Below are 25,930 nucleotides of genomic sequence, written 5' to 3'. Positions count from 1 at the left end.
CAGACTGGGGGACAGTGGAGAGATACATAAAAAGACAAGGCAAACCAAGAGAGGAATTGAGGCAACTGAAATTATTTGATTGATACCCTGCGGCTTGCCGCAGGGTTATTCATTACTTTTGCCTGAACCTTTCTCTCATCTGGCACCGCTTAGTTTTCACCAAACAAAAAGGGGCATTTGTGCCCCTTGAAAATTCACCTTAAATTAATCCCCTTTCCCTTGTGTCATGCCACACCCCTCTTGAGGGGGCACTCTGTTAAATGTGACTTATTTTTCCTTAATTCCCAAACCTTTTCCTCAAAACAGCATACATTATACCCTTTTTTCACAAAAAGTAAAACGGTGATCTCCTGAAGTCAAAAAGGGCAGGGGGTCTTAATCAATACCGCCATCTCCCAACCCGTTGAGCTTATATTATACTTCTTTCCACGGATTGATAATCGTCATCCCTGTATGGGGGAATATAGGATGTTCCCCTCATCGTCCCGGGGTCAATTCTCACCAAGAATATAAAGTAAAGTGTTGACCCCACTTCTTTTCCCTGAAGGATGTCTTGTCAGGAGCGTGAAATAGTAGCCAATCCATTTGTCTAAAGTATTTTGCTGATTCTGCACTCAACTCAACCATCATGCCAAGACTGAAATTTCTGTGCATGACAATCTCATACTGTTCATCCTGAACGAATGCCATCAGTTCTTCAGCGGATAACTCTGACTTCTCACCTGTCTCCGCTTCGGATCTGGTCATCAGTGCTGTTACAGATTCATTATTTGAGAAAATAACCTTATTAACTTTTTTCATTAACTGGGCACTCATTTGATTAATCGATTTCTCAAAATCTGGGACCCGTGTTTTTAGAAAGCCTGCAAATAAAGACAACATTTCCTTCTCTGTATCGGAAATCTCTTCACCATTATCGATTTTATCTATGACAGGTTTGGTTTCACCCTCTATTTGCGATAACAACGATTCCATTGTCGTATCCCTATTTCCCACATCGTCTATAATTGTGTAGTAGTGTCTCTCCACAGCGGTGTTATTCGGTGTTTGCCGTCTGAACTCCTTCAAGTCACGATCGAACACCCATAGAACACCATCACGGCAAAACCTCTCTAAGTAAAATTGGGGTAGATAATGATGTCGTGTGGGTGCGGTCACGATTTCTATCACCTAGATTCGGTGTTTAGCGTTTGGATTCAGGACCAGCGATCCGAGCGAATAGAAAGTCAGCCATTCATCTAGGTCTTATTTCTCATGAAATATGGGGTCACCTATTAAAGGGCACCATGTCAAGAGAAATCACGTTTATTTTCAAATTTGGGTTTGGGCAACAACCCGTTTATTCTTGGCACAATCACCTCATTCCTTAGTAAACTTCATGGGTTTTGATGGGAAAGGCAAAAAACAAGACCTGACACCGTTCCGACTTCTTTTCATCATAACCGTCACAATCCCTTCTTAAATCAGGTCAATTCTCACCAAGAATATAAAGTAAAGTGTTGACCCCATTTCTTTTCTGTTGACCCCATTTCTTTTCTGCTCCCTTTTGTGGGCCTGGCCTCGGTATTATATAAACCTTTTTAACCTGTACATCCCCATGCTTCCATCATAGGAAATCCCGCTTCAAAAGTAAACCCATTGTACCGCCTATCGGCTCGCAGTCGAAATTATACGGTAAGCTCCACGGATTGTTCTCGTGCATCCATGATCACTGAGGATGCATCTTTGATCTTTTCGTATTCCTCTCGGGTATAGCAGATATAGTCCACATGGCTTGGGAAAGGGACCTTCTTGAGCACCAGAGGCATCCGCCTGAGAAAAGGGATATCCTTAAAGAACGGAGCGATAACGATCAAGTCGATGTCTGAGCTCTTTTGTGCATTACCTTTCGCCCGCGAGCCGAACAGGATGACCTTGTCCGGTTTAAACTCCTCCATGAGTTTCGGCAAGGCTTCCCTGCGGAATTTTTCAATCAACCGATCCACTGTTTCATCCATTCAGAAGATCAGTATAATATTCATGCAATGCTTTGAAAACTCCACATGCTATCGTTACCTTCTCTTGGGCTATCTCCTTGGTATACTCCTCATACGGCACGCCCTCAGCCACATCTGGATACCGGGAAAAGGTGTAATCAATAGTCAATTCGGAGATATCGTTGATAAGCTTCGCTTCCAATTTGAGCTCTTGCGCAAGTTCATCAATGTAATGAGTCTTCGGTACCTTTTTCCCTTTGATGGCAAACATGGCCTTGAGCAGTTTCTCAATAGATTGATGGGCAAGAAAGGCCGCAATATCATAGCCGCCAATGGCAATATTTTTCTCTGCCATGTCAAGATCATGTAATGCCTGTTTCAACCACTTTAATGCTATCTTCTCTGTCATGATACTGTTAGGAAGCAGCTTCCGTGGCAGCATCCAGCATGTGGCGCAAGCGGACAACGTCATCCTTCCGCATACTGGACCTCCGCAGAGTTCAGCACCTCCTGCCTGAAATACCGGCTCAGATCCTGCGCCGTTCTGATATCTACCTTTCGTCCAAGGATTTCGCTCAACTCAAATTCCATACCGGCCAATCTGATAAGTCCGGGTATGTGGGCCGGATCAAACTCAACCAGCACATCCACATCGCTGTCAGACTTGAAATCATCGCGAAGCACAGACCCGAAGAGTGAGAGTTTGCGGATATGATGTTTTTTGCAAAAAGATTCTATCTTCTCTTTGCGAATCGCGACTTGTACTTTCTTCCCCACCATGCCACCTCTATCCATTCCTGGGTTATCTTCTTCACAGTTCAACGCCCTGTTCCATCACCTTCTTTACAAAAAAATCACCCAGCTTGAGCCTCTCTTCAACCTGCTCAGGTGTTCTCACGATAATATCAAGGGGGATTGAAGACCGAAGCTCTCTGCGGATTAAAAACGCCTGCCTTTTAACTGGGAGCGATGTGTTCATTATGACAAACAAATCAATATCGCTGCCTGCTGTAGGCGCACCATACCCATGCGACCCAAAAAGGATTATTCGCTGAGGGTTGAATTTTTCCTTAATTGTTTTCGTTAACGTGCGTATCTGTACGTTATCCCTATGCCTTGTGCTCGTATCTGCCATAAGCTACCTCTTATTACAAATAATTAACGGAACTCAAGATCGGGCACCGACGACTCCTTTTAAAGGAATCGGTTTGGCCTTTTCGGAAGAAAGCCAGGCTGCATATTGTAACGCTTGGGTAATATCCTCCTCTTCAAGTTCCGGGTAAGCCTTCAAGATTTCTTGTTTCGTCATACCATCAGCGACCTGCTTAAGGATCACGGCAACAGTTATCCTCATCCCCCGAATCGTGGGTTGGCCCAGGCAAATTTCCGGATCAACGGTTATGCGGTCAAAATCTTCCATTTCAATCTCCTCTTTTTTTAAAATATACACCACATTGTAAAAAATAGAAATACGAAACCAAACAAAAAAGGGCCTTGTGGGCCCCTTGAATTTTTTACCTTAAATCTCCCACAACCCTCTTTTTTCATGCCTCATACCCCCTCTGGGGCTGGTATTGATAATAGCTGGCTACTTCACCTCAATCCCAATCGTCTCTGCTCCTGTCCACTACACGCAACGGGCCGGTTATCAGGTTCATAGCACAAAATCAGCGGAATGTAAATCTCATCTAGCAAAAGCGCTCATCTGGTTTTTCCCTCTTTATTGCTCGTTCAAATCGAATTTCAACTCAAGCTGTGGATTTTGAGCCTTCGTTTCAGCTAATATCTTTTTCAGTAACGTGATGGCATCTGAGAAGGCCCTGTGAGCCTCGGACTTGGAGAGTAACGTTCCTGCTTCGTACGTCATCTCGTTTCGCTTTCTGCGCATTGTTTCAAAGTGGTCAGTAAGGGTTCTATATGGGTCACCTAAGATGGCGCTCGTCATTTCTACGACGGTCTTATGGTGTGCCCCGCCAGCGGGCACAAATCCACCCATGAGCATCAGGGCCCTTCCTGCTTTCAGCATCGCATTGTAAGCTAATAAATAGGTTGCTCGTTCGGCCAGATGGGCAATCTTATGGGCTTCTTCGAGGTCGAGGATAGCCTCTCTCAACAAGGCTTCTATCTGCACAAAGCCTGCTTTCTGTTTCCTTATCTTTCCAGCCTTTTCAAGCCGCCTGACCAGCTTATCAAGCACCCAGCTCCCCCTTTAACATGATAATCTTATCGGTTAAGACCATCTGAAGAAATCCCCCCTCCTTGTTCCTCTCTTTTTCAAATTCCACTCTTGTATAAACAGTATAGTTGATCTCTCTGTTCAATTTCGATTCGAGATCACGGATGTCGCGCGTAAACTCACCGTGAGGAAACTCCCCCACCACCACGAGATCGATATCCGATGCCTTGTTTTCCTTATGTTTCGCATAGGAACCATAGATAAAAGCCAATGAAATCCCTGTATATCGCCTGACAATCTCATTCAGGCTCCCTTCAACGCCCTCGGTCTTGAAAATAATCTTTTTGAGTTCCTTGAAGAGAGGGTACTTCTTATTGAGAGAATACAGCTTGATCCTCCCCCTTGTCACCGCAGTATACAGCCCTTCGTCTTCCAGCCTCTTCAATTCCCTTGAAAGATTCCCCGGGTCTTCATCGATAAGACCGGAGAGTTCCCGCACATAGTACTGTTCATCGGGGTGGGTAAATGAATAGGTGAGTAATTTCCGTCTCAATTTTGTATTCAGCAACACGGTCATGCCGCAGACCCTTTTTGTTGTTATTTTTACATCATTTGTTGTAAATATTACAATAGTTCGTAACAATGTTCAATGAAAAGATGGCTGACCGTGAAATGCGAGACTTTGGAGGTCATATTGTCATGTGTAGACCATTCGCCTCTACCGCTTTATGTGCTCCAAACAAAAAAGGGCCTTTTGAGCCCCTTACAAAAAAGGGCCTTTTGAGCCCCTTGAATTTTTTACCTTAAATCTCCCACAACCCTCTTTTTTCATGCCTCGTCCCCCTCCTGAGAGGCGTTTCGCCATAACTACAAATCTACATTCCTTCCTCTCCTACCCTTCCCCCCCTCTCTCCCACAATTGTGGGAGAGGTTGTTCTTTTATATCAAAAAATGGGGCAAAAGTAAATCCTATTCTAGACTGTGGTCACAAGAGCTTCTGGTCTCTGAGGTAGGTATAGACGTCTTCAGCGAACTTCTTAACAAATTCAATTTCGTCCAGCTTGGACAGTACCTCATATCGCTCCACCCGCCAGGTCAACGCGTTTCAAGGAGCACAAGATCCTGAAACCATTGCCGGTAAAACCCCCGATCTCTGGTTAGAAACCGTTCTGCCCGCAGGAGGGCATGAGCCCCGATGAGAAAATCAGTGATAATTCGCTCCCGCTTGCCACCTTGTTTGCGGTACAGACCCCACCGCTGTCCAGCGAGGAATGCGACATCGCGGTCAAGAGTTTCGATAGTACAATTGATCTTCTGCAATGCGGCATCCAAAGAGGATCTCTCTTCAAATTGGGGAACGAGCTCGGCGTACACAATGGTGCACATAACCAGGGCTCCTTGGTTATACGCTACCTCGAGTGCTCGCAGGGAGTGCTCTCCCCACTGAGGATCAGGCAGAAAGACATCGAGCAAAATATTGGTATCGACAGCGGTGATCACCTGCCCCTGATCTCCTCGATATAGGTATCGACCTCAGAAGGGCGATTAAGGATTCCAAAGACCTCTCGGATCGGGTGGGAAGCGGCAGCGCGTTTTATAATCCGGATGCCGTCTTCATCAGGTACAAAGTCGATTTCTACCTCTGCGTTGAGTCCGTAACGGTCCCGCAACTTTTTGGGAATGGTTACCTGACCTCGTTCAGATACCTTCATATTTCCTCCAATTTAACAATTCATATTTTCTTATTAATTAAATCAGAAAAATTAGTTGCTGTCAATCTTTTAACCAGTTTTGGGGACAGGGCTCAACATGGGGAAACTTGGGGACGACGGTGATCTCCTGAAGTCAAAAAGGGCAGGGGTGGCCTTAATCAATACCGCCATCCCCCAACCCGTTGAGCTTATGTTATACTTCTTTCCACGGATTGATAATCTTCACCCCTGTATGTTGAAAATCGTGCTCATTTCGGGTGACGAGACAATAATTCCCGTGCAGGGCGATTGCAGCGATGAGGGAGTCAATCGCTGTGATTGGTTTTCCCTCCTGTTCTAACCGCCCGGTGAGTTCACCCCAGATCAACATCACCTCTGTCGTGATTTCAATAATTCTTCCCTGGAATCGGAGCAATAGATCCGTTTCGAGCCATTCTCTGATTGCCTCTCTTCGTTTCGAAGGCGTAAGATTTTCGATACCTTTGCGTATCTCGCCAATGGTGATGACACTGAGGTAGACCGTGTTTGGGTCGAGACGATCGAGCCATTCCACAACGTTCTTGTCGGGTTGCTTTGCAATGAGTTCAGAGATGACGTTGGTATCAAGTACGTAGTTCATAGGGAGATATCTGCTCTCAGACCGCTCTTGTCACGCCTCAGATCAAGGTCTGCCTGGGCTAACGGCGACTCACGGAAGAAGTCGGAGAGCTTTGTTTTGTTGAGCATCACCTTGCGATATTCAGCATAGGAAAGCACAATCACGGTTTCGACCCCGCGCTTGGTGATGATCTGCGGGCCGTGCTTGATGGCTTCTGCTACGACCTCGCTGAACTTATTCTTCGCTTCTTGGATCTGCCACACGCGTGCCATCGGTTTCCTCCTGTCTGGTCTGTCTAGATTATAATCCTCGTTGTGCAGGGTGTCAAGGGGTACGGCTTTGCAATATCCCTTTTGCTTTTCCGCCCCCTTGATTATCTGACTCACCGTCGTATAATGCAGAGATCTGCCCATAGGCCCCACCCCTCTTTTTCCTCCAAAGGAACATTATTTTATACATTGCTCGTGATAGGTTTTAAGGTAATAGCTGCGATAAGCCCCACAATGCTCACTGTGGTCAATATCCAAAAAACCATCCCATAGCTGCCTGTTATATCGAAGATATACCCCCCTGTCACCGGTCCCAGTGCGCCGCCTATGGTAGAGGCAAATGAAACGATTCCAAAGATAACCCCATGTGAGCTGGTCCCGAACAGATCCGCTATGAGGGGTGCAATCAGGGCGTAAAAACCGCCGTGCGCGAAGCCGTACACAATGGCAAAGAGGAACAACATCCAGAGCTTATCCGCGAGCTGCAACCATATCAAGCTGGATACCAGACACAGAAAACAGATCACCAGTGCGGATTTGTTCCCAATTCTGTCACCGGCACTGCCCATCACAAACCTGCCGGCTATGCTTGCGGCGCCCACCCCTGAAAGGACCTTGGCGGCATTCGCCGGTGAAATCCCAAGATCAATCGCATGGGTAACAATGTGCATCAAGATAGTGGCGGCACAAAAGAGGACCAAAAAAAAGGCGAAACAAATGGTCCAGAACTGCACGGTACGGGCAGCCTCCTGAAGCGTCATCCCCTCCTCGGGTGGGGACTGGTTGAAAGGATTCTCATGTTCCTCTCCGTCAGGGGCAAGGCCCATTTTGCCGGGATCACGCACTAGGAATTGGGACAATGAGACATAGAAAAACAGGACCATCGCCCCGAGCACGAAAAAGGCGGTACGCCAACCGTATGCGGTGATAAGCCGATTGATCACCAGCGGCATAATCAGCATGCCCACACCCGTACCCACCTTTATGACGCCGGTCATCATGCCCCGTTTCTTAACAAACCACCTGGCTGTTGTTGAAAGGAGCACAACATCCGTCCCGCTGATTCCAAGGCCGATAAACAGACCGCAAAACACATATAAGTGCCGTACGGTAGCAACCTGGGACATGAAGAAATACCCTGCTCCCAATAAGATACCCCCTGCCGTCATGGTCATCCTGGGACCGAATCTGTCACTCAATCTTCCCTGGAGGATGCCGGCAATACCGAAAACAAGCATGCTTACCGAAATCGCACTTGATATCACGGCCCTTTGCCAGGCAAATTCCGCAATGATGGGTTTGAAAAAGACACCAAAACTGTTAAACAGACCCCAGCCCAGGACTTGCAGGGTAAATGACACAAGGACAATCATATAACCATAGAAAAACCTGGATTCATCCCCCTTCGAAGCAGCCATGACCTTTTTCACAGTCCTTTCCGCATTTTTTCTGTGCTATTATTACTTATATACCCCTCTAATACTCTGATATATAACGTTCATGGAATTATGCGAGGTGGCCTTTTTCCCCGATTTCATGCTTGTCCCCTCTTGTTCAACCTCACCTTATCCAATACTCGATTGATGTTATCACTCAGCCAGATGAGGGCTTGGGGTCTGCCTGCGTTCAGAAATGCGTCAATGACGTGCGCCATCTCTGGCGTCCGCAGGTACCCGTACACGTTATGCGGATTTGGGGTCCCCTTGTACTCGTAGTTGTTAGAGACGATGGCGTCGATGGCCCGTACGTGTCTTGAGTTCGCTTCATAATCGTTGCTCAACGCATAATCTGTCGCCACCCGGTCCTTGAGATCGGAAAAGTTGTGCCATGCCTTTACGATGTTTTCCGGTGTCCTGACGGTAATATGTCTTTTAGGTTTCTTTCGCTGTTCAGCGAGAATCTTGATCATGATCGGTGGCAGTCCCAAGGGAGATCCCATGGTTACCAGTGTGTGTATATGGATATCCGGCACAGAGTGGGTCAGGACATCGTAGGCGATAATGGAGCCCATGGAGTGCCCGATGAGCAGGATATCCCTTCTTCTGTATTTCCGCAGCATCCGGGCGAGTTCCTCGCGGATCACCTCCTTTGCCGGGCGCGTGCATTGCTTACTGTCCTGGCATTGTTTGGTGTAGTAGATGTCAAGATCTCTGAAATAGCGCCGTATAATGAGGTCCGTGACCGCCGTGTAGTTGATGGAAAGATCCTCATTGATCATAATATTATCTAACTGTCGTCGAATATAGTCCAGAACCTTTTTCCTTAATGTGCTTGGCCCTTTTTTTATCACTGTGCGGGCAGGGATGTAGGGGTTTGCAATGAACAGGGGATTTTTTTTATCTCTCACTGCAGGATCAAGTGGTTGCGGGTGGAGGAAATGGGCCCAGTAGACCAACCTGAATTTAAAGAAGCGTCTCGGATGGCCGATTGCCCTGAGCCCTTCTTTCAGGGAGTCCTTCCACCATCGTTCCAAAAGCCGCTTCGGCGGTTTGTTCCCCAGGCCGTGAATGCCGAGGATGATTTTGGACATGTAGGATAATTTCTCCTTGAACTTTTGCAATGAAGCCGATATCATATTAACAATTTACACATCCTTAGGCAAGCTAAAGTCCATTAGGCCATGGATTTGAGACAACTGGAGACCTTCTGCAAGGTGGCTGAGTTGGGGAGTTTCTCCCGGGCAGCAGATGTGGTATACCTTACCCAACCCACTGTCAGCGGGCACATCGCCTCCCTGGAGCAGACCTTGGGCCTCAAGCTCTTCGACCGTCTGGGCAGAAGGACGGCCCTCACTAATGCAGGGCGAAGCCTTTACCGCTATGCCAAAGAGATCTTGAGGTTACGGGATGAGGCCCTCAACGCCATCTATGAATTCTCCCACCTGATAAAGGGGAGGATAACGATAGGAGGAAGCACCATCCCCGGGGAATACTTCCTCCCCAAGGTCATGGGGGGGTTTCACAAAGAGGCTCCGGGCATCTCCGTAAGCCTCCTCATTGCGGACTCTCAGGAGATCGTCGACCTTCTGTTTGCCGGAGAGGTAGAGGTGGGGGTAGTGGGGATGAGGTTCGATGGGGAAAAGGTCGAATGTTATCCCCTCTTTAGGGATCGGGTGATCATCATCGCCCACCCTCAGCACCCCTTGGCCCACAATGGAGAGGTCTCCTGGGAGGAGTTGAAGGCGGCCCCCTTGCTCAACAGGGAGAGGGGATCGGGTACGCGCAAGGCCTTTGAGGGATATGTAGCAGCGGCCGGATATAGATTGGAGGATTTCAACATCGTAGGGGAAGTGGGCAGTTCCACCGCCGTAAAGGAAGGGGTGAAGGCGCAGATAGGCCTCGGTTTTATCTCCGACCTCGCTGTTCGGGAAGAGATGGAGGGGGGAAGAATCAAAGAAATCAAGATCAAAGGGCAAGGTGCTCCAGAGAGGGATTTCTTTCTTGTTGTATCCAAAGGGAGGGAGCTCTCCCCTCCTGCGCGCCGTTTCATGGAGTTTCTCAAAAAGTGGGGGCCTTCATAATATGAGGGTCTTTTCCAACTACACCATTATCTTGGCCACTATTTTTTCCACCATTATCCACTTCTTCGCCCTGACGCTGTTGGATACCTTTGCCCTGATCCCCAGAAGGATTGCCCCGCGGCCCACCATCTTTATGGTGAACCTCCTCCCCCTGGAGAAAAAGGGCGTCACCCCAAAAAAAGAGGTGCAAAAGAGGGGAAAAAGGGCGATAAAAAAGGATAAGGGGGTGATCCTGACCAAACGCACCAAGGTGAAGAAGGAGAAGCAGAAGATAAACAATGAACAGAAGCGGTTGGCGGCCATCAAGGAGATAGAGCGGAAGGTGGCTCAGAGGAAGGCAGAGGAGACCTCTGAGACAGTGGCCAACTCCCAGATGGAACTCTACTTCGGGATGGTCCGAGAGAGGGTGAAGAGGTTTTGGGTCATCCCCGACACCTTGTTGGATAAAGAGGGGTTGGAGGCCGTGATCGTTATCGAGATCGACAAAGATGGGCTTTTGATGGGGAGCAAGTTTGAAAGGTCCTCCGGAAACCCCTATTTCGATCAATCGGCCATGAGGGCGATAAACAAGGCTGTACCCTTTCCAACTCCGCCCTTGGGAAAGATCCCCCTGGAAATAGGTCTAGTATTTCAGCCGCGCTGAGGTGGTGAGAATATAATGCAACCTAAGAAATTGCCATTTTTTGTCCTATTTTTAATGATAACGACCATCCTTCCCCTCACCACCAGTAGAGGGATTATCTATATTGATATCGACTCCCCCCACATCCGCAAGTTCTATCTAGCCCTGCCGGAGATCGAAGGGTTGGGCAGCGCCCCCCAGGAGATAAAGAAGGAAATAGAGGGGACCCTCACACAAGACCTCATCATCTCCAACCTCTTCTACCTCATGGAGAGAGAGAGGCTGCCCCAAAAAGGGGTCTATATCACGGAGGCGACGATGGATTTCGGGGCATGGGCAAGCGTGGGGGCTGAATTTTTGCTGTCGGTAGGCCTTTCGGCAGAGGGAGGTAAGGTCTTGACGGAGTTCAGGCTCTTCGACGTGGTCCAGGGGATTTACATCGCTGGCAAGAGGTACAGGGGCCCTAAAGAGGGGGTACGGTTAATGGTCCACAGGATGGCGGACGAGATCATCCACCAGTTGACCGGGGAAAGGGGTATCTTCCAGACAAAGATCACCTTTGTCTCCGATCGAAGCGGGAATAAAGAGATCTACCTGATGGACTTCGACGGGCGAAACGTGGAGATGGTTACCTACAATGGCTCCATCAACATCTCCCCTGCCTGGTCCCCGGATGGTGAGAGTCTCTTGTATACCTCATTTCGCCGACGCAACCCAGATCTCTATCAGGTTCTCCTCTCCATGAAGCGTACCATCCTTTTATCCGCTGTCACGGGGCTCAATGCCGCCCCGGCTTGGTCCCCTGATGGGAAAAGAATTGCCCTGATGATGAGAGGAAACGGTAACACCGAGATATATCTCCTGAACTCGGAAGGGAAGAACCCCTCACGGCTTACACGCTCCTGGGCTAATAAGGCCTCGCCCACCTGGTCGCCGGATGGGAGACATATCGCCTTTGTCTCCGACCGATCAGGAAGCCCTCAGGTCTATGTCATGGATCTGCCCAATGGGAAAATCAGAAGGTTGACCTATGAGGGGAGTTACAATTGCTCCCCTGCCTGGTCCCCCAAGGGTGACAGGATCGCCTTTGCTGGTCAGGCGGAAGGAAGATTCCATATTTACACCATCAGGCCGGATGGGACTGAATTGAGGAAACTGACCGGGGAGGGAAACAACGAGCACCCATCCTGGGCCCCCAACGGGAGACATATCGCCTTTGCCTCTAATAGGAAGGGGAATTACGACATCTACATTATGACTGAAGATGGAGGTGGTCCGTGGAGGACGACCACCTCCAGGGCCAACGAGACAGAACCGGCCTGGTCACCGTGGTTAAGATGAAGACGCATCTTTATTGGAAAGGAGGTCCATATGATGAGAGAGAAAAGATGGATTTGGAAGGTCTTGCTTTTGGTCCTGCTTCTTGTCTTCCTGCCCCAATGTCAGCGCAAGGTGGTAAGGGAGGAGCGAGCCATCACCCCTGAACAGGAGAGGGGAGAAAGGGCCTTTGAGGAGAGCCTCACCAAGAAGAAATATCCTGGAATCAAGGGGGAGGTATTGGAGAGCGCCCTCTTGAAAGATATTCACTTCGAGTTCGATAGGTATGACCTGATCAAAGAGGCCAGAGGGATATTGGCCGAGAATGCCAAGGTATTGGTGGCCCATCCCAACCTCAGAATACAGATTGAGGGCCATTGTGATGAACGGGGAAGCAATGAATATAACCTGGCCTTGGGAGAAAGGAGGGCCGTGAGCGCCAAACTCTATCTTGTTAAACTTGGTGTAAAAGGGAATCGACTCTCCACCATCAGCTATGGGGAGGAGATGCCGCTGGATCCGAGACACAATGAGGAGGCCTGGGCCAAGAACAGAAGGTGCCACTTTGTCATCCTCTCTCGGTAAAAATCTGGTCCTGGCCGGGGTGAGGGAGAAAGGAGGGTATAGATGAAGGTCCATAATTTGGCTTTACTTTTCGGCTCTTTAACCCTTTTCCTCTTGGTGGGTTGCGCTACTACAAGGGAGGCAGCCTACTTGAACAACCAGATAGAGGATCTGCAACAGGAGGTCGAATTCATCAGGGGGAAGCTCTCATCCGATATGCAGAAGGACTGGGCCGATATCGAAACCACCGTCGAAGACCTGCAGAGGGAGGTCAAAATCCTCAGGGCAAATGTAGAGGAGGACAGGGAGCTCATCAAGCGGCTCGCCGATGAACTAGAGGGGTTGAAGAGGGATTATGAGGCGAAGATATCGGCATACCAGAAGGAGAAAGAGGAAGGTGTAACTGTACCCCCTGCTCCTACTACCATACCGAAGGAAAGGCCCACCCACGGAGAGGAGGATATGGAGGGGGCCTATCAGAGGGCCTATCACACCCTCAAGGAGGGCGACTACCAGCATGCCTTGAGGATGTTCAAGGAGTTTCTCCTCACCTACCCCCAGTCAGAGTACGCAGATAATGCCCAACATTGGATTGGTGAGTGTTACTACCTCCAGGGGGATTATGAAACAGCCATCTTGGAATATGAGAAGGTAATAACGAGATATCCCCGAGGGGACAAGGTCTCCTCCGCCCTCTTAAAACAGGGCTTCGCCTTCTTGAATCTGGGGGATCGGGTAGACGCCAAGATCCTCTTTAAAAAGGTGATCAAAGAATATCCCCGTTCACCCCAGGCGGAGATCGCCGCCAAGAAGCTCAAGTTATTACCGTGAAAATACTTTTTTACGGTAAGTCTAACGTCGAAAGATGGCGAAGAGATGGTGCATCTTCGAACCCTACTTCAGGGGGCTTCACCCCCTGAAACCCCCAATAAGGAGTATCTGATTTAGGGGTGTGCCTTCGCAGGAAAGGTCGTAGAACTGTTGGGGGAGATTGAGGGGGTTTTTACCCCCTCAACATTAGCTTAAAGGAAGGAACAAGGTTATTTTGATGGGCGGATGTGAGGACAAACCCTCAGTTGGTTTGTCCTAATCCGCCAAAAAGACGCCCTTCTCCTCCCCTTTTACTTTCTCCTCCTCCCTCTCTATCTCCTCTAAGGGAGGGGGATAACCACCCTCAACAATGGGGACCATTGTGCGATAGCGGGGGTTCCCGGTCCCAGCGGTGACCAACCTACCCATGATCACATTTTCCTTGAGTCCCCTTAGATAGTCGACCCTCCCCTCCACGGCTGCCTGGGTCAGGACCCGGGTGGTCTCCTGGAAGGAGGCGGCCGAGACCCAACTATCCGTGATGAGGGAGGCCTTGGTGATACCCAGAAAGAGAGGATCAGCGACGGCCGGCTTTCCCCCTTCTTTGAGGACCCTCTCGTTCTCCTCCTGAAATATGTGCTTTTCCACCTGTTCGTCCACGATGAACTTGGTATCCCCCACCTCACGGATCATAATCCTCTTGAGCATCTGCCTGACGATGATCTCGATGTGCTTGTCGTTGATCTTGACCCCTTGCAGTTGATATACTTCTTGGATCTCGTCTACCAAAAATCGGGCCAACTCTTTGTCCCCCAGGACCTTGAGGATATCATGAGGGTTGGAGCTCCCATCCATCAGGGATTCTCCTGCCTTGACCACATCCCCTTCATGGACGCTGATGTGTTTCCCCTTGGGTACGGTGTACTCCTTCGGCTCTCCCACCTCCGGAGTGATGATCACCTTTCGCTTTCCCTTTACCATTTTCCCGAAGCTTACTGTCCCATCTATCTCGCTGATGAGGGCGTATTCCTTAGGCCTTCTCGCCTCAAAGAGCTCGGCCACCCGGGGGAGTCCACCGGTGATATCCTTGGTCTTGGTGGTCTCCCGCGGTATCTTCACCAGGACATCACCTGCCTCCACAAGCTCCCCTTCTTTCACATAGATGTTGGACCATAGGGGCAGAATGTATCTGGCTGCAGTCTCTAAGGTCTTCTTTCCTCCCTCACCGACCCTCTCCTGTTTGATGGATATCCGGGGCCGGAGGTCAGGTTCCTTGCTCTCGATGATGACCTTGCGGGCGTGGCCGGTCACCTCATCCACCTGCTCTTGCATGGTTACCCCTTCGATGATATCGCCGAACTTCACCAAACCCGAGACCTCTGTGATGATGGGAATGGTATAGGGGTCCCACTCCGCGATTAGCTCCCCCTCCTTTACCTTCTGTCCCTCTTGTACCCTCAACTTCGCCCCATATACCACAGGATACCTCTTCCTCTCCCTGCCCTCTTCATCCAAGATGGCGATCTCGCCCTTGCGGTTCATCACCACCAACATACCTTCCCTGTTGCGCACGGTCTGGAGGGCTATGAACTTGACAATCCCATCCATCTTGGCCTCGAGGGCGGTCTCCTCCACACGCCTGCTTGCTGTACCCCCGATATGGAAGGTCCTCATGGTGAGCTGGGTCCCAGGCTCTCCAATGGACTGGGCAGCGATAACCCCCACTGCCTCTCCGATCTCGACGATCCTCCCCCGGGCCAGGTCTCTTCCGTAGCAGAGGGCACAGACACCATGTTTAGACTTGCAGGTGAGCACAGAGCGGATCTTCACCCGATCCAGTCCTGCATCAGCTATCTTCTGCACCGCCTCCTCATCTATCTCTTGGTTGGCCTTGACAATGATCTCGCCGGTAAAGGGGTCCTTGATGTCCTCTAGGCCCACCCGCCCCAGGATCCTCTCCACCATGGGTTCGATGATCTCGCCACCCTCGACTAGGGAGGAGGCATATATCCCGTCCAGGGTACCGCAATCGTATTCGCTGACGGTCACGTCCTGGGCCACATCCACCAACCTTCTGGTGAGATACCCGGAGTTGGCCGTCTTGAGGGCGGTGTCCGCCAACCCCTTTCTCGCCCCATGGGTGGAGGCAAAGTACTGCAATACGGTGAGCCCCTCCCTGAAGTTGGCAGTGATGGGGGTCTCGATGATCTCTCCTGATGGCTTGGCCATCAACCCCCGCATACCTGCCAACTGGCGTATCTGCTGGGCGGTCCCCCTAGCCCCTGAATCGGCCATCATAAAGATGGGGTTAAGGCTGGGCACGGCCTTTTCTTCACCTTGTGGGTCCTTCACCTTTTCCGTCCCCAACTCCTTCATCATCTCATCGGCGATCTCTTCGGTGGCCTGGGCCCAGATGTCGATCACCTTATTATACCTCTCCCCATCTGTGATCAACCCATCCACGTATTGGTGTCTCACCTTTTCCACTTCCTCATTGGCCTGCTCCAGGAGTTCGGTCTTGCGAGAGGGGATGTGGATATCCTTGATGCCTATGGAGAGGCCGGAGATAGTGGCGTATGTAAAACCCAGATCCTTCAATTTATCCGCCAGGATGACCGTCTTCTTATTCCCCGCCACCCGATAGCTATAGTCGACGAGGTTGGCCACCGCCTTTTTGTTCATCACCCTGTTGATCAATGCAAAGGGGACCTCTTCAGGGACGACCTCTCTGAGGAGGATCCTGCCCACGGTGGTCTCCACCAACTGGCCATCCATCCTCACCTTGATGAGGGCGTGTAGATCCACCTCACGGGCATCGTGGGCGATCCTCACCTCATCAGGGTTGGCAAAGACCTTCCCCGTCCCCTTGGCATATTCCTTTTCCCTCGTCATATAATAGAGGCCTAAGACGATATCCTGGGTGGGGACGATGATCGGTTTCCCATGGGCAGGGGAGAGGATGTTATTAGTGGACATCATCAGTACCCTGGCCTCGGTCTGGGCCTCCACGGAGAGTGGGACATGTACGGCCATTTGATCACCGTCAAAGTCGGCGTTGAAGGCAAGGCACACGAGGGGGTGAAGCTGTATGGCCTTTCCTTCTATCAGGAGTGGTTCAAAGGCCTGGATGCCCAGCCGGTGCAGGGTAGGGGCCCTGTTCAGGAGGATGGGGTGCTCCCGGATCACCTCCTCCAGGATATCCCATACCTCAGGCCTCTCCTTCTCCACCATTTTCTTGGCGCTCTTGACAGTGGTCACATATCCCTTCTCCTCCAACTTGTTGTAGATGAAGGGTTTGAAGAGCTCTAAGGCCATCTTCTTGGGAAGACCACATTGATGCAAACGCAGATCTGGTCCGATGACGATGACCGATCTCCCCGAATAATCCACCCTCTTGCCCAAGAGGTTTTGGCGGAATCTCCCCTGTTTACCCCTGAGCATATCGCTCAGAGACCTCAGGGGTTTTTTGTTGGCGCCGGTGATCACCCTGCCCCTCTTGCCATTGTCGAAGAGGGCGTCCACTGCTTCCTGTAACATCCTCTTCTCATTGCGGATGATGATGCCCGGGGCGTTTAACTCTAAGAGCCTCTTCAGACGATTGTTTCTGTTGATCACCCTCCTATACAGGTCGTTGAGGTCAGAGGTGGCGAACCTCCCGCCATCCAGGGGGACCAGGGGTCTCAGATCAGGGGGGGTGACAGGGATGACGTCTAAGATCGTCCACTCTGGCTTATTCCCGGAGTCTCGAAAGGCCTCGATGATCTTCAGGCGTTTGGCCAATTTTTTGCGCTTGGCTTCAGACTGAGTCTCCTTCATCTCAAAACGGAGGCGCTCAGCCAGCTCCTCCACGTTTACCTTTTGGAGAAGTCGTTTGATGGCCTCGGCTCCTACCTCCGCCTCTATAGCATCTTCCCCATATTTCTCCCTGATCTCCTTATATTTTTCTTCGCTGATCAAATCGCCTTCCTTAAATGGGGTATCCTTGGGATCGATGATCACATAGGACTCGAAGTAGAGGACCCGCTCCAGCTCCTTCAAGGTCATATCTAGGATCATTCCGATCTTGCTCGGGATGCTCTTCAAGAACCATATATGTGCCACTGGTGCCGCCAACTCTATATGTCCCATCCTCTCCCTGCGTACCTTGGACTGGATCACCTCCACCCCACACTTCTCACAGACAATGCCCCTATGTTTCATCCGCTTGTATTTGCCGCAGTTACACTCATAGTCCTTCACAGGCCCGAATATCCTGGCGCAAAACAGGCCATCCCTCTCCGGCTTAAAAGTCCGGTAGTTAATGGTCTCCGGTTTCTTTACCTCCCCGTGGGACCAACTCCTGATTTGCTCAGGGGAGGCCAAAGAGATCCTTATAGCGTTAAAGCTCGATGGATCTTTGGGTTTTTCAAAGAATGAGTGTAAATACTCTTCCAAGGTAAGACCTCCTTTACATTAGGTTTCCTCTTACCGTGAAGATACTTCACGGTAAATTTTGAGGTCGAAAAACTGTCTCAGACCTTTAGGTTTTCCTATTCCTCTTCAGGAGGCTCCGCCCCCTGAAACCCCCGGTAAGGAAATTCCTTTTGGGGGTCTGGGGGCCTTTGGCCCCCAGATAGAGAGCAAACCCCTCATGAGGGTTCGCTCTCTTTTTCTTCCTCCAAGAGCTCCACATTGAGGCAAAGTCCCTGGAGCTCCTTGATGAGGACATTGAAGGATTCCGGGATCCCGGGCTCCAGGACATTCTTTCCCTTCACAATGGCCTCGTAAGCCCTGGTTCTGCCAGCCTGATCGTCCGATTTCACCGTCAAAAATTCCTGCAAGGTATACGCGGCACCATAGGCCTCCAAGGCCCAGACCTCCATCTCCCCCAACCTCTGCCCGCCGAATTGGGCCTTCCCCCCCAATGGTTGTTGCGTCACCAGAGAATAGGGCCCGATAGAACGGGCATGGATCTTTTCATCCACTAGGTGATGGAGCTTGAGCATGTACATATAACCTATCGTGGCCTTCTGGTCGAAGGGTTCCCCTGTGTGGCCGTCATAGAGGGTAGTTTGGCCCAGGACGGGAAGACCGGCCTTCTCCAGAGCATACCTGATCTCCTTCTCCGATGCCCCGTCAAAAACCGGGACGGACATATAGATCCCTTCGCTTAACCTCTGCGCAAACCTCGACAACTCCCCTTCGTCGGCTTCATCTATGGCCTTGTTTATCTCCTCCTTGTCGTAAATCTCCTTGAGAAAACTCCTAAACTCATCTATCCCCTTGCCATTTTTCAGGTACTCGTCGATCTTGCTTCCCAATCCCTTGGCCGCCCAACCGAGGTGGGTCTCTAAGATCTGGCCCAAGTTCATTCGGGAGGGAACCCCTAGAGGATTTAAGACCATGTCCACGGGTGTCCCATCCTCTAGATAGGGCATATCTTCTTCGGGTAAAATTCTCGAAACAATTCCCTTATTTCCATGACGCCCGGAGATTTTATCCCCCACCGAGAGCCTTCTCTTCATGGCGATATAGACCTTTACCACCTTGTTCGCCCCAGGGGGAAGCTCATCTCCCATCTCCAACTTCTTTAACTTTTCCTCCGCACTTTCCTTTATCTTCTCAATCTCTCTGATCCCACCTGTAACGAGGTGATCCACCTCCTCCTTGATTCGCTCATCGTGGATGGAGATCTCCCTCCACCTCTTCCACGGTATCGTTTGAAGGATCTCCTCGGTCAGTTTTATGCGATTCTCCACCAGTATCTTCCCCCGGAGCATGTCCTTTAAGGGCGCAGTGGTCCTCTTTCCCACCAGGAGTTCACGAATTCGCTTTCTGGTATAGGTCTCGATAATGGAGGCCTCCGCATCTCGATCGTTGACGATCTTTCTCGCCTCTTCTTCCTCGATCTCCTTGGCCCTTTTGTCCTTCTCTACCCCTTTCCTGGTGAAGACCTTTGCATCGATCACCACCCCTTCGATCCCATGGGGAACCCGCAGAGAGGTATCCTTGACGTCGCTCGCCTTCTCGCCGAAGATGGCCCGCAGCAGCTTCTCTTCAGGGGAAAGTTGGGTCTCCCCTTTTGGGGTGATCTTGCCCACTAAGATGTCCCCCGGCTTCACTTCGGCTCCAATGCAAACGATTCCACTCTCATCTAGATCCTTCAACATCTCCTCCCCCACATTGGGGATATCCCGGGTGATCTCTTCCCCGCCAAGCTTGGTATCCCGCGCCACACACTCCAACTCCTCGATATGGATGGAAGTATATATATCTTCCTTCAAGATCTTCTCGTTGATGAGGATGGAATCTTCAAAGTTGTAACCACCCCAGGGCATAAAGGCGACTAAGACATTGCGCCCCAAGGCCAGCTCCCCCATGTTGGTGGAAGGGCCATCAGCGATGACCTCCCCCTTTTCTATCCGCTCCCCTTTGGCCACAGTCGGCTTCTGATTGATGCAGGTCCCCTGGTTAGAGCGTTGATATTTGGTGAGAGTGTAGATATCCACCCCCACCCCATCCCCATTCTCCTCTGCCTTGACCACTATCCGGGAGGCATCCACGCTTTCCACCACTCCTCCTCTCTTGGCCACCACCGTGACCCCCGAATCCCTGGCCACGATCTTCTCCATTCCGGTGCCGATCAAAGGGGCCTCTGTGCGCAGCAGGGAGACCGCCTGTCTTTGCATATTGGATCCCATCAGGGCCCGGTTGGCGTCGTCGTTCTCCAGGAAGGGTATGAGGGAACTGGCCACGCTCACCAGTTGCCTGGGGGAGACATCCATGTAGTCCACCTCCTCCGGTCTTACCATGACGAACTCCCCGACCTTCCTGGCAGAGACCAAATTGTTGGTGAACCTCCCCTTCTCATCGATGGGGGTGTTGGCCTGGGCAATGGTGTATTTCTCCTCATCCAAGGCGAAGAGGTATTCGATCTGGTCGGTGACCTGTCCACCTTCCACCTTGCGATAGGGGGTCTCGATGAAGCCATACTCGTTGACCCGGGCGTAAGTGCTCAAGGAGACGATCAGCCCGATATTGGGACCTTCAGGGGTCTCAATGGGGCAAATCCTCCCATAGTGGGAGGGATGAACATCCCGGACCTCAAAACCGGCCCTCTCCTTGGTGAGTCCTCCGGGACCCAAAGCGCTCAACCTCCTCTTATGGGTGATCTCAGAGAGGGGATTTGTCTGATCCATGAACTGAGAGAGTTGACTGCTCCCGAAGAACTCCCTCACCACTGCCGTCAAGGGTTTAGAATTGATGAGGTCGTGGGGCATTAAGGTCTCCACTTCCTGCAGGCTCATCCTCTCCTTGATGGCCCTCTCCACCCTGACCAAACCGATGCGGAATTGATTCTCCAAGAGTTCCCCCACGGTCCTCACCCGGCGGTTTCCCAGATGGTCGATGTCATCTACGTTTCCCTTTCCCTCCTTGAGGCCGATGAGGTACTTCACCACCTCCAAGATGTCCTCGCGCCTGAGGGTAGTCACCCCCAGGGGGACATCCAGGCCCAGCTTATGATTTATCTTCATCCGTCCCACCTTGGAGAGGTCATATCTCTCTGGATTGAAGAAGAGGTTGATAAATAGGGTCCTGGCGGTCTCCAAAGTAGGAGGATCCCCCGGCCGTAGGCGCCGGTAGATCTCAATGAGGGCCTTTTTCTGCTCTTTTTGGGCGATGATGGCAGGATCGTCAGGAGCTAACTTTCCCTTTTCATCCTCAGAAAGGACAATCTTGTCCGCTAAAAGTGTCTCCCTCAAGGAGGGGCTACTCTTGACCTCCTCGATGAGGAGGAGATCAAATTCCTTTATCCCTCGCTCCCTGATCTCCTTGATCTTCTCCTCGGTCAGCTCTTGGTTGATCTCCACGACAATCTCCCCGGTGGCAGGGTCCACTATGTCGCTGGCGGTCACCCTTCCCACCAAGGTGCCCAGTTCGACGGAGAACTCAAAGATGTCCGCGGCCTTTAGCTTTTTTATTACCCCTTCAGTGATCTTTCTGTTCTTTTTGACAATGGGATCTTTGGTCTTGGGGTCGATGATATCTGTTGGGGCCCTCTGTCCCACCAAGAGATCACGCTCCACCCTCTTGCGAAACCCTTGGGGGTCTGTGGTGATCTTCTCCTTCTTATAGAAGATGTTCAGGAGATCGTGAGTGGAATATCCAAGGGCCTTAAGAAAGACCGTAACGGGGATCTTTCTCCTCCTATCGATCCGCACATAGAGAATATCCTTCTGGTCAAACTCCAGATCAATCCAAGACCCCCGATAGGGGATGATCCGTGCAAAATATAGGGGCCTCCCTATATGGGTTTTGGGTAGCTCCTGATCAAAGAAGACACCAGGGGAGCGATGAAGTTGACTTACGACAACCCTCTCTGTACCATTGATGATGAAGGTCCCGTTATCGGTCATTAATGGAACCTCGCCAAAGTATACCTCCTGTTCCTTTATGGCCTTTATCTGTCCGGTCTTCACCCCTTCTTGGACATCATAGATGATGAGCTGGATGGTTACCCCCAGAGGAGCAGCATAGGTGATCCCCTTCAACAGACATTCCTTTACATCGTACTTGGGTCTCCCCAAGCGATATTTCACAAAACGCAACTCCGCCGTTTCATAGAAGTCCTTGATGGGAAAGACCTGTTTGAACACCCCCTGCAGGCCGATGTCCCTGCGCTCTTCTGGGGGGACATCCTTCTGGAGGAACTTCTCATAAGAGCTCAGCTGGATCTCAATGAGATTGGGGGTCTCCATGACCTCCTTTATTTTGCCGTAGTCCCTCCTAAGCCTCCGACTATCGATAATGGAACGCGCCATGGAATAGCCCTCTTCTTATTAAATGAAAACTAGGTGGAAGAGGGGACTTCTTCCCTTACCCTTTGAGTCTCCCTAGGTCGATAATGTGAGAAGTTCCCTCTTAATGGTATCAAATCCTTTGTCTCTTCTATTTGATTTCCGCCGTCCCCCCAACTTCTTCCAATTTCTGCTTGACCTTCTCGGCCTCCTCTTTGGATACCTTCTCCTTTACCGCTTGGGGGACCCCCTCGACCAGGTCTTTGGCCTCCTTCAGACCGAGGTTGGTCACCTCCCGCACCGCTTTGATTACCTGTATCTTCTTGTCGCCAAAAGAGGTCAGGATAACGTCAAATTCCGTCTTTTCCTCTTCGGCTGGGGCTGCAGCTACGCCTGTCCCTGCCCCGGGCGCGACACCCATGGCCATCGGGGCTGCTGCCGTCACTCCAAAACGCTCCTCCAACTCCTTGACCAATTCCGCTAACTCCAGCACCGTCATCTCCTCAATGTACTTGATCACATCCTCTTTAGTAATCTTTGCCTTTGCCATCTCCTTATTACCTCCTTAAGCCTTCTTTGGGGGAACCCCTGGTTTGTTTTTTTATCCCTTTTTATTCACTCCCTTAACCCTTTTAAGATCCATACCAAGCTCCGCATCGGGTTGTTGAGGCCTTGAACAAGGCGAGTGGGAACGACCTTTAGCAGCGCCAAGAGATTGGCCAGCAAGACCTCTCTGCTTGGGAGTGAAGCCAGGGCCTTGATATCCTCCGGGCCCAGTACCCTCCCCTCCACCACCCCCGCCTTTACCTCCAGAGCAGGTTGCTCCTTGCTGAACTCCGTCAAGATCTTCACTGGTGCCACAGGATCTTCATAGGCAAGGGCGATGGCAATGGGACCGGTAAAGTGTTCCGCGAGGAGCTCAATGTCGGTCTTTTGACAGGCGCGCCGCAAAAGGGTATTCTTGACCACCCTGTATTCCACCGTACTCTTTATCAACTTCCGCCGAAGTTGGGTTATCTGCTCTACGTTCAGGCCGGTGAAGTCCGTCAAGATAGCGGCCTTGACCCCCTTAAACTTTCCGTGTAGATCTGCTACCAACGCTTCTTTCTCTCTCCTGTGCAACCTAACTCCCTCCTTTTATCCCGGGAACAACTATGCCCTCATCAGATTCCTTACCGAGAGGGGGTTGACCTTGATCCCTGAACTCATTGTAGTGGAGAGAGCGAGCCCTCTCAAATAGGCCCCCTTACTGGAGGCGGGTTTTGCCTTTGTCACAGAGTCCAAAAGGACAAGGATGTTCTCCATCAGTTTCTCACGACCGAAGGAGACCTTTCCCACGGAGACGTGGAGGTTCCCTGCCTTATCCACCTTGAACTCCACCTTTCCGGACTTGATATCCCTCACTGCCTTGCCCACCTCAAAGGTCACCGTACCCACCTTTGGATTGGGCATTAATCCCCTTGGCCCCAAGATTTTGCCCAACTTGCTGACCAACTTCATTATATCAGGGGTGGCGATGGCCTTATCAAACTCCAGCCACCCTTTGGATATCTTCTCCACCAGTTCCTCTCCCCCCACATAATCGGCCCCAGCCTCCCTGGCCTCTTTCTCCTTCTCTCCTTGGGCAAAGACCAAGATGTTTACCTCTTTTCCCGTTCCATTGGGCAGAACCACTGTCCCCCTGACCATTTGGTCGGGCTTTTTGGGATCTACCCCCAGTTTAATGGCTACATCTACACTTTCATCAAAGCGGGCATAGGAGGTTTCAGACAAGAGATCTAGGGCCTCCTCTAGATTATACCTCTTGGTCCTATCGACCTTCTTTTTGGCTTCAATATATTTTTTGCCTCTTTTACCCATAGTACCTTCCTTTATTCTATCTCTATTCCCATACTCTTGGCCGTCCCCTCGATCATCTTGGTGGCCACCTCCAAATCATTGGCGTTGAGATCAGGCATCTTGATCTGGGCTATCTCCCTGATTTGCTCTCTGGCGACCTTTCCCACCTTGCTCCTATTGGGCTCCCCAGATCCTTTGACAATCTTAGCAGCTTGCTTTATGAGGACCGAAGTGGGAGGGGTCTTGGTGATAAAGGTGTAAGTCCTATCAGCGTAGACCGTGATGACCACAGGGATAATGGTCCCCTCCTGCCCCTTGGTTTTTTCGTTAAAGGCCTTACAAAATTCCATGATGTTGAGGCCATACTGCCCCAGGGCAGGGCCCACCGGAGGGGAGGGAGTGGCCTGTCCAGCCGGTATCTGTAGCTTTATAGATCCTATTACCTCCTTTTTCTTCGCCATAACGCCTCCACTTATCTTATCAATTGCGTTCTATCTGAATGAAGTCCAATTCGATAGGGGTTGCCCTACCGAAGATGCTGATCAGGACCTTCGCCTTCCTCTTATCGGGTCTTACCTCCTCGACTGTTCCCACAAAATTGGCAAAAGGACCATCGATCACCCGCACGCTCTCCCCCTCGCTGAAGGTGACCTTCGGTTTGGGCGTGTAGGCACCCTCTGTGATCTGGGTGATAAGTTCCTCCGTTTCCTTATCGGAAAGAGGGGTGGGATGAGTTCGGCTGCCCGCAAACCCCGTTACCTTATGGGTATCTTTCACCACATGCCAGGTCTCGTCGTTTAGCTCCATCTTTACCAGGATATAGCCGGGGAATATCTTGCGGGAGGAGGTCTTCTTTTTCCCCTTGACCAGCTCTATGACCGTCTCCGTGGGGACCAAAATCTCAGAGAAATATTTCCCCTGCGCATCCTTTTCCCCTTGCCTCTGCTTTTCTTCTTGGAACTTCCTGATCCTTTCCTCCAAAGAGGCCTTCACCTTGTTTTCATATCCGGAATAGGTATGGACGATATACCATTTTTGCGCCATAGCGAGACTTTTTCCTCTACAACACCCTATTTTGAGATCAATCCTTTAGGATCATCTTGATCAACTTGGAAAGACCTAAGTCTACGATCCCTAAAAAGAAGGCCGTGATAAAAACGATGATCAGCACCACTACTGTCCCCGCCATCATTTCCTTGCGTGAGGGCCAAGTAACCCGCTTGAGCTCAAACTTGACCTCCTTTAAGAATTGAATGATCTTCTTTGTATCAACGGCCATGGGACATTCTACCCTCAACTCCTGACTCAGGAATAGAAAGGAACTCGGAGAGGATGGAAAGTGAGTAGTGGCAGGCCAGGAGGGATTCGAACCCCCAACCCCCGGATTTGGAGTCCGGTGCTCTAGCCGTTCGAGCTACTGGCCTAAAGTTATTTCGGTTAGAAGGCAGAGAGACCTTTCCTTGTAACGTCCCTGAGTCTATCTTATTTCTCTATGAAGGGTATGCCTTTGGCAAAAACGGCAATATTTCCTGAACCCTAACTTATCCGGTTTAGTCTTTTTGTTTTTCGTAGTGGTGTAATTCCTCCTCTTACACTCTGTACAGGCAAGGGTGACAATTATCCTCATTTCACTTCACCCTTACTCCATGATCTCGGTGACCACGCCTGCCCCTACTGTGCGGCCACCCTCCCGGATGGCAAACCGCAACTCCCTCTCCAGGGCAATAGGTGTGATCAACTCCACCTGCAG

29 protein-coding genes and 1 tRNA gene are annotated in these 25,930 nt (G+C 50.7%); 5 read left to right on the top strand and 25 right to left on the bottom strand.

The window, feature by feature from the left end:
- Nucleotides 1-498: 498 nt before the first annotated feature.
- The 14 genes from JRI46_06165 to JRI46_06100 form a co-directional block, all read right to left on the bottom strand.
- Nucleotides 499-1,158: a DUF4238 domain-containing protein gene (locus JRI46_06165; protein MBW2039167.1), complete on the bottom strand. Its 660-nt coding sequence runs from the start codon at nucleotides 1,156-1,158 to the stop codon at nucleotides 499-501.
- Nucleotides 1,159-1,667: 509 nt separating this feature from the next.
- On the bottom strand, nucleotides 1,668-1,985 hold the full coding sequence (locus JRI46_06160; protein ID MBW2039166.1) for a nucleotidyltransferase domain-containing protein: 318 nt from the start codon (nucleotides 1,983-1,985) through the stop codon (nucleotides 1,668-1,670).
- Between the two features lie 4 nt (nucleotides 1,986-1,989).
- Nucleotides 1,990-2,448, bottom strand: coding sequence for a HEPN domain-containing protein (locus JRI46_06155; protein MBW2039165.1), 459 nt, complete (start codon nucleotides 2,446-2,448; stop codon nucleotides 1,990-1,992).
- The gene (locus JRI46_06150) at nucleotides 2,445-2,756 is read right to left on the bottom strand and encodes a nucleotidyltransferase family protein (protein ID MBW2039164.1); all 312 of its coding nucleotides are present in this window, start codon (nucleotides 2,754-2,756) and stop codon (nucleotides 2,445-2,447) included. The genes JRI46_06155 and JRI46_06150 overlap by 4 nt, the downstream gene beginning before the upstream one ends.
- Before the next feature lie 31 nt (nucleotides 2,757-2,787).
- A complete protein-coding gene (locus JRI46_06145; GenBank protein ID MBW2039163.1) occupies nucleotides 2,788-3,111 on the bottom strand; it encodes a nucleotidyltransferase domain-containing protein in 324 nt (107 codons plus the stop codon).
- A gap of 33 nt (nucleotides 3,112-3,144) precedes the next feature.
- Entirely contained in the window at nucleotides 3,145-3,396 is a 252-nt protein-coding gene (locus JRI46_06140; GenBank protein MBW2039162.1) for a DUF433 domain-containing protein, read from the bottom strand.
- Between the two features lie 300 nt (nucleotides 3,397-3,696).
- Complete coding sequence (locus JRI46_06135; protein MBW2039161.1) at nucleotides 3,697-4,173, bottom strand: hypothetical protein; 477 nt, start codon at nucleotides 4,171-4,173, stop codon at nucleotides 3,697-3,699.
- A complete protein-coding gene (locus tag JRI46_06130) occupies nucleotides 4,166-4,729 on the bottom strand; it encodes a nucleotidyltransferase domain-containing protein (GenBank protein MBW2039160.1) in 564 nt (187 codons plus the stop codon). The genes JRI46_06135 and JRI46_06130 overlap by 8 nt, the downstream gene beginning before the upstream one ends.
- Nucleotides 4,730-5,247: 518 nt before the next feature.
- Nucleotides 5,248-5,652: a type II toxin-antitoxin system VapC family toxin gene (locus JRI46_06125; GenBank protein MBW2039159.1), complete on the bottom strand. Its 405-nt coding sequence runs from the start codon at nucleotides 5,650-5,652 to the stop codon at nucleotides 5,248-5,250.
- A complete protein-coding gene (locus JRI46_06120) occupies nucleotides 5,649-5,864 on the bottom strand; it encodes an AbrB/MazE/SpoVT family DNA-binding domain-containing protein (GenBank protein MBW2039158.1) in 216 nt (71 codons plus the stop codon). Before JRI46_06120 ends, JRI46_06125 begins: the two co-directional genes overlap by 4 nt.
- A 193-nt stretch (nucleotides 5,865-6,057) precedes the next feature.
- Nucleotides 6,058-6,483, bottom strand: a complete 426-nt coding sequence (locus JRI46_06115) for a type II toxin-antitoxin system VapC family toxin (protein ID MBW2039157.1) — start codon at nucleotides 6,481-6,483, stop codon at nucleotides 6,058-6,060.
- The gene (locus JRI46_06110; protein ID MBW2039156.1) at nucleotides 6,480-6,734 is read right to left on the bottom strand and encodes a type II toxin-antitoxin system Phd/YefM family antitoxin; all 255 of its coding nucleotides are present in this window, start codon (nucleotides 6,732-6,734) and stop codon (nucleotides 6,480-6,482) included. Before JRI46_06110 ends, JRI46_06115 begins: the two co-directional genes overlap by 4 nt.
- Before the next feature lie 179 nt (nucleotides 6,735-6,913).
- On the bottom strand, nucleotides 6,914-8,149 hold the full coding sequence (locus tag JRI46_06105; GenBank protein ID MBW2039155.1) for an MFS transporter: 1,236 nt from the start codon (nucleotides 8,147-8,149) through the stop codon (nucleotides 6,914-6,916).
- A gap of 116 nt (nucleotides 8,150-8,265) precedes the next feature.
- Complete coding sequence (locus JRI46_06100; GenBank protein ID MBW2039154.1) at nucleotides 8,266-9,261, bottom strand: hypothetical protein; 996 nt, start codon at nucleotides 9,259-9,261, stop codon at nucleotides 8,266-8,268.
- Between the two features lie 90 nt (nucleotides 9,262-9,351).
- On the opposite strand from JRI46_06100, the gene JRI46_06095 reads away from it, so the two are divergent.
- The 5 genes from JRI46_06095 to ybgF are packed head-to-tail and all read left to right on the top strand — an operon-like array spanning nucleotide 9,352 to nucleotide 13,585.
- Complete coding sequence (locus tag JRI46_06095; GenBank protein MBW2039153.1) at nucleotides 9,352-10,251, top strand: LysR family transcriptional regulator; 900 nt, start codon at nucleotides 9,352-9,354, stop codon at nucleotides 10,249-10,251.
- A gap of 1 nt (nucleotide 10,252) precedes the next feature.
- Nucleotides 10,253-10,894: a TonB family protein gene (locus JRI46_06090; protein ID MBW2039152.1), complete on the top strand. Its 642-nt coding sequence runs from the start codon at nucleotides 10,253-10,255 to the stop codon at nucleotides 10,892-10,894.
- Between the two features lie 15 nt (nucleotides 10,895-10,909).
- Nucleotides 10,910-12,214, top strand: a complete 1,305-nt coding sequence (tolB, locus tag JRI46_06085; protein MBW2039151.1) for a Tol-Pal system beta propeller repeat protein TolB — start codon at nucleotides 10,910-10,912, stop codon at nucleotides 12,212-12,214.
- Between the two features lie 30 nt (nucleotides 12,215-12,244).
- On the top strand, nucleotides 12,245-12,775 hold the full coding sequence (gene pal, locus JRI46_06080) for a peptidoglycan-associated lipoprotein Pal (GenBank protein ID MBW2039150.1): 531 nt from the start codon (nucleotides 12,245-12,247) through the stop codon (nucleotides 12,773-12,775).
- 42 nt (nucleotides 12,776-12,817) lie between these two features.
- On the top strand, nucleotides 12,818-13,585 hold the full coding sequence (gene ybgF / locus JRI46_06075) for a tol-pal system protein YbgF (GenBank protein MBW2039149.1): 768 nt from the start codon (nucleotides 12,818-12,820) through the stop codon (nucleotides 13,583-13,585).
- Between the two features lie 255 nt (nucleotides 13,586-13,840).
- Here the strand turns inward: ybgF and rpoC are convergent, their stop codons facing one another.
- The 11 genes from rpoC to JRI46_06020 form a co-directional block, all read right to left on the bottom strand.
- Complete coding sequence (gene rpoC / locus JRI46_06070) at nucleotides 13,841-17,998, bottom strand: DNA-directed RNA polymerase subunit beta' (GenBank protein ID MBW2039148.1); 4,158 nt, start codon at nucleotides 17,996-17,998, stop codon at nucleotides 13,841-13,843.
- A 194-nt stretch (nucleotides 17,999-18,192) separates the two neighbouring features.
- Nucleotides 18,193-22,365 (bottom strand): DNA-directed RNA polymerase subunit beta, encoded by a 4,173-nt coding sequence (gene rpoB / locus JRI46_06065; protein ID MBW2039147.1) that lies wholly within the window; start codon nucleotides 22,363-22,365, stop codon nucleotides 18,193-18,195.
- 127 nt (nucleotides 22,366-22,492) lie between these two features.
- On the bottom strand, nucleotides 22,493-22,876 hold the full coding sequence (gene rplL / locus JRI46_06060) for a 50S ribosomal protein L7/L12 (GenBank protein ID MBW2039146.1): 384 nt from the start codon (nucleotides 22,874-22,876) through the stop codon (nucleotides 22,493-22,495).
- 80 nt (nucleotides 22,877-22,956) lie between these two features.
- On the bottom strand, nucleotides 22,957-23,463 hold the full coding sequence (gene rplJ / locus JRI46_06055; protein MBW2039145.1) for a 50S ribosomal protein L10: 507 nt from the start codon (nucleotides 23,461-23,463) through the stop codon (nucleotides 22,957-22,959).
- A 30-nt stretch (nucleotides 23,464-23,493) separates the two neighbouring features.
- Nucleotides 23,494-24,201: a 50S ribosomal protein L1 gene (locus JRI46_06050; GenBank protein MBW2039144.1), complete on the bottom strand. Its 708-nt coding sequence runs from the start codon at nucleotides 24,199-24,201 to the stop codon at nucleotides 23,494-23,496.
- Nucleotides 24,202-24,212: 11 nt separating this feature from the next.
- Complete coding sequence (rplK, locus tag JRI46_06045; GenBank protein ID MBW2039143.1) at nucleotides 24,213-24,641, bottom strand: 50S ribosomal protein L11; 429 nt, start codon at nucleotides 24,639-24,641, stop codon at nucleotides 24,213-24,215.
- 19 nt (nucleotides 24,642-24,660) lie between these two features.
- Nucleotides 24,661-25,224: a transcription termination/antitermination protein NusG gene (gene nusG, locus JRI46_06040; protein ID MBW2039142.1), complete on the bottom strand. Its 564-nt coding sequence runs from the start codon at nucleotides 25,222-25,224 to the stop codon at nucleotides 24,661-24,663.
- 37 nt (nucleotides 25,225-25,261) lie between these two features.
- On the bottom strand, nucleotides 25,262-25,459 hold the full coding sequence (gene secE / locus JRI46_06035; protein MBW2039141.1) for a preprotein translocase subunit SecE: 198 nt from the start codon (nucleotides 25,457-25,459) through the stop codon (nucleotides 25,262-25,264).
- Nucleotides 25,460-25,527: 68 nt separating this feature from the next.
- Nucleotides 25,528-25,604, bottom strand: a tRNA-Trp gene (locus tag JRI46_06030).
- Between the two features lie 53 nt (nucleotides 25,605-25,657).
- Nucleotides 25,658-25,807, bottom strand: coding sequence for a 50S ribosomal protein L33 (gene rpmG, locus JRI46_06025; GenBank protein ID MBW2039140.1), 150 nt, complete (start codon nucleotides 25,805-25,807; stop codon nucleotides 25,658-25,660).
- Between the two features lie 12 nt (nucleotides 25,808-25,819).
- Nucleotides 25,820-25,930 (bottom strand): elongation factor Tu (locus JRI46_06020; protein ID MBW2039139.1); only part of this gene is annotated, 111 nt, incomplete at its 5' end.

This window comes from Deltaproteobacteria bacterium (assembly GCA_019308925.1).
Lineage (GTDB): Bacteria > Desulfobacterota > B13-G15 > B13-G15 > RBG-16-54-18 > JAFDHG01.
This window is presented reverse-complemented; position numbering and strand designations above follow the sequence as displayed.

Excerpts from the sequence above, each read along its gene's own strand:
- JRI46_06155 (MBW2039165.1), bottom strand. The coding sequence starts at position 2,448 with ATGACGTTGTCCGCTTGCGCCACATGCTGGATGCTGCCACGGAAGCTG.
- JRI46_06150 (MBW2039164.1), bottom strand. The coding sequence starts at position 2,756 with ATGGTGGGGAAGAAAGTACAAGTCGCGATTCGCAAAGAGAAGATAGAA.
- JRI46_06145 (MBW2039163.1), bottom strand. The coding sequence starts at position 3,111 with ATGGCAGATACGAGCACAAGGCATAGGGATAACGTACAGATACGCACG.
- JRI46_06140 (MBW2039162.1), bottom strand. The coding sequence starts at position 3,396 with ATGGAAGATTTTGACCGCATAACCGTTGATCCGGAAATTTGCCTGGGC.
- JRI46_06130 (MBW2039160.1), bottom strand. The coding sequence starts at position 4,729 with ATGACCGTGTTGCTGAATACAAAATTGAGACGGAAATTACTCACCTAT.
- JRI46_06120 (MBW2039158.1), bottom strand. The coding sequence starts at position 5,864 with ATGAAGGTATCTGAACGAGGTCAGGTAACCATTCCCAAAAAGTTGCGG.
- JRI46_06115 (MBW2039157.1), bottom strand. The coding sequence starts at position 6,483 with ATGAACTACGTACTTGATACCAACGTCATCTCTGAACTCATTGCAAAG.
- JRI46_06110 (MBW2039156.1), bottom strand. The coding sequence starts at position 6,734 with ATGGCACGCGTGTGGCAGATCCAAGAAGCGAAGAATAAGTTCAGCGAG.
- JRI46_06105 (MBW2039155.1), bottom strand. The coding sequence starts at position 8,149 with ATGGCTGCTTCGAAGGGGGATGAATCCAGGTTTTTCTATGGTTATATG.
- JRI46_06100 (MBW2039154.1), bottom strand. The coding sequence starts at position 9,261 with ATGTCCAAAATCATCCTCGGCATTCACGGCCTGGGGAACAAACCGCCG.
- JRI46_06095 (MBW2039153.1), top strand. The coding sequence starts at position 9,352 with ATGGATTTGAGACAACTGGAGACCTTCTGCAAGGTGGCTGAGTTGGGG.
- JRI46_06090 (MBW2039152.1), top strand. The coding sequence starts at position 10,253 with ATGAGGGTCTTTTCCAACTACACCATTATCTTGGCCACTATTTTTTCC.
- tolB (MBW2039151.1), top strand. The coding sequence starts at position 10,910 with ATGCAACCTAAGAAATTGCCATTTTTTGTCCTATTTTTAATGATAACG.
- pal (MBW2039150.1), top strand. The coding sequence starts at position 12,245 with ATGATGAGAGAGAAAAGATGGATTTGGAAGGTCTTGCTTTTGGTCCTG.
- ybgF (MBW2039149.1), top strand. The coding sequence starts at position 12,818 with ATGAAGGTCCATAATTTGGCTTTACTTTTCGGCTCTTTAACCCTTTTC.
- rpoB (MBW2039147.1), bottom strand. The coding sequence starts at position 22,365 with ATGGCGCGTTCCATTATCGATAGTCGGAGGCTTAGGAGGGACTACGGC.
- JRI46_06050 (MBW2039144.1), bottom strand. The coding sequence starts at position 24,201 with ATGGGTAAAAGAGGCAAAAAATATATTGAAGCCAAAAAGAAGGTCGAT.
- rplK (MBW2039143.1), bottom strand. The coding sequence starts at position 24,641 with ATGGCGAAGAAAAAGGAGGTAATAGGATCTATAAAGCTACAGATACCG.
- nusG (MBW2039142.1), bottom strand. The coding sequence starts at position 25,224 with ATGGCGCAAAAATGGTATATCGTCCATACCTATTCCGGATATGAAAAC.
- secE (MBW2039141.1), bottom strand. The coding sequence starts at position 25,459 with ATGGCCGTTGATACAAAGAAGATCATTCAATTCTTAAAGGAGGTCAAG.
- rpmG (MBW2039140.1), bottom strand. The coding sequence starts at position 25,807 with ATGAGGATAATTGTCACCCTTGCCTGTACAGAGTGTAAGAGGAGGAAT.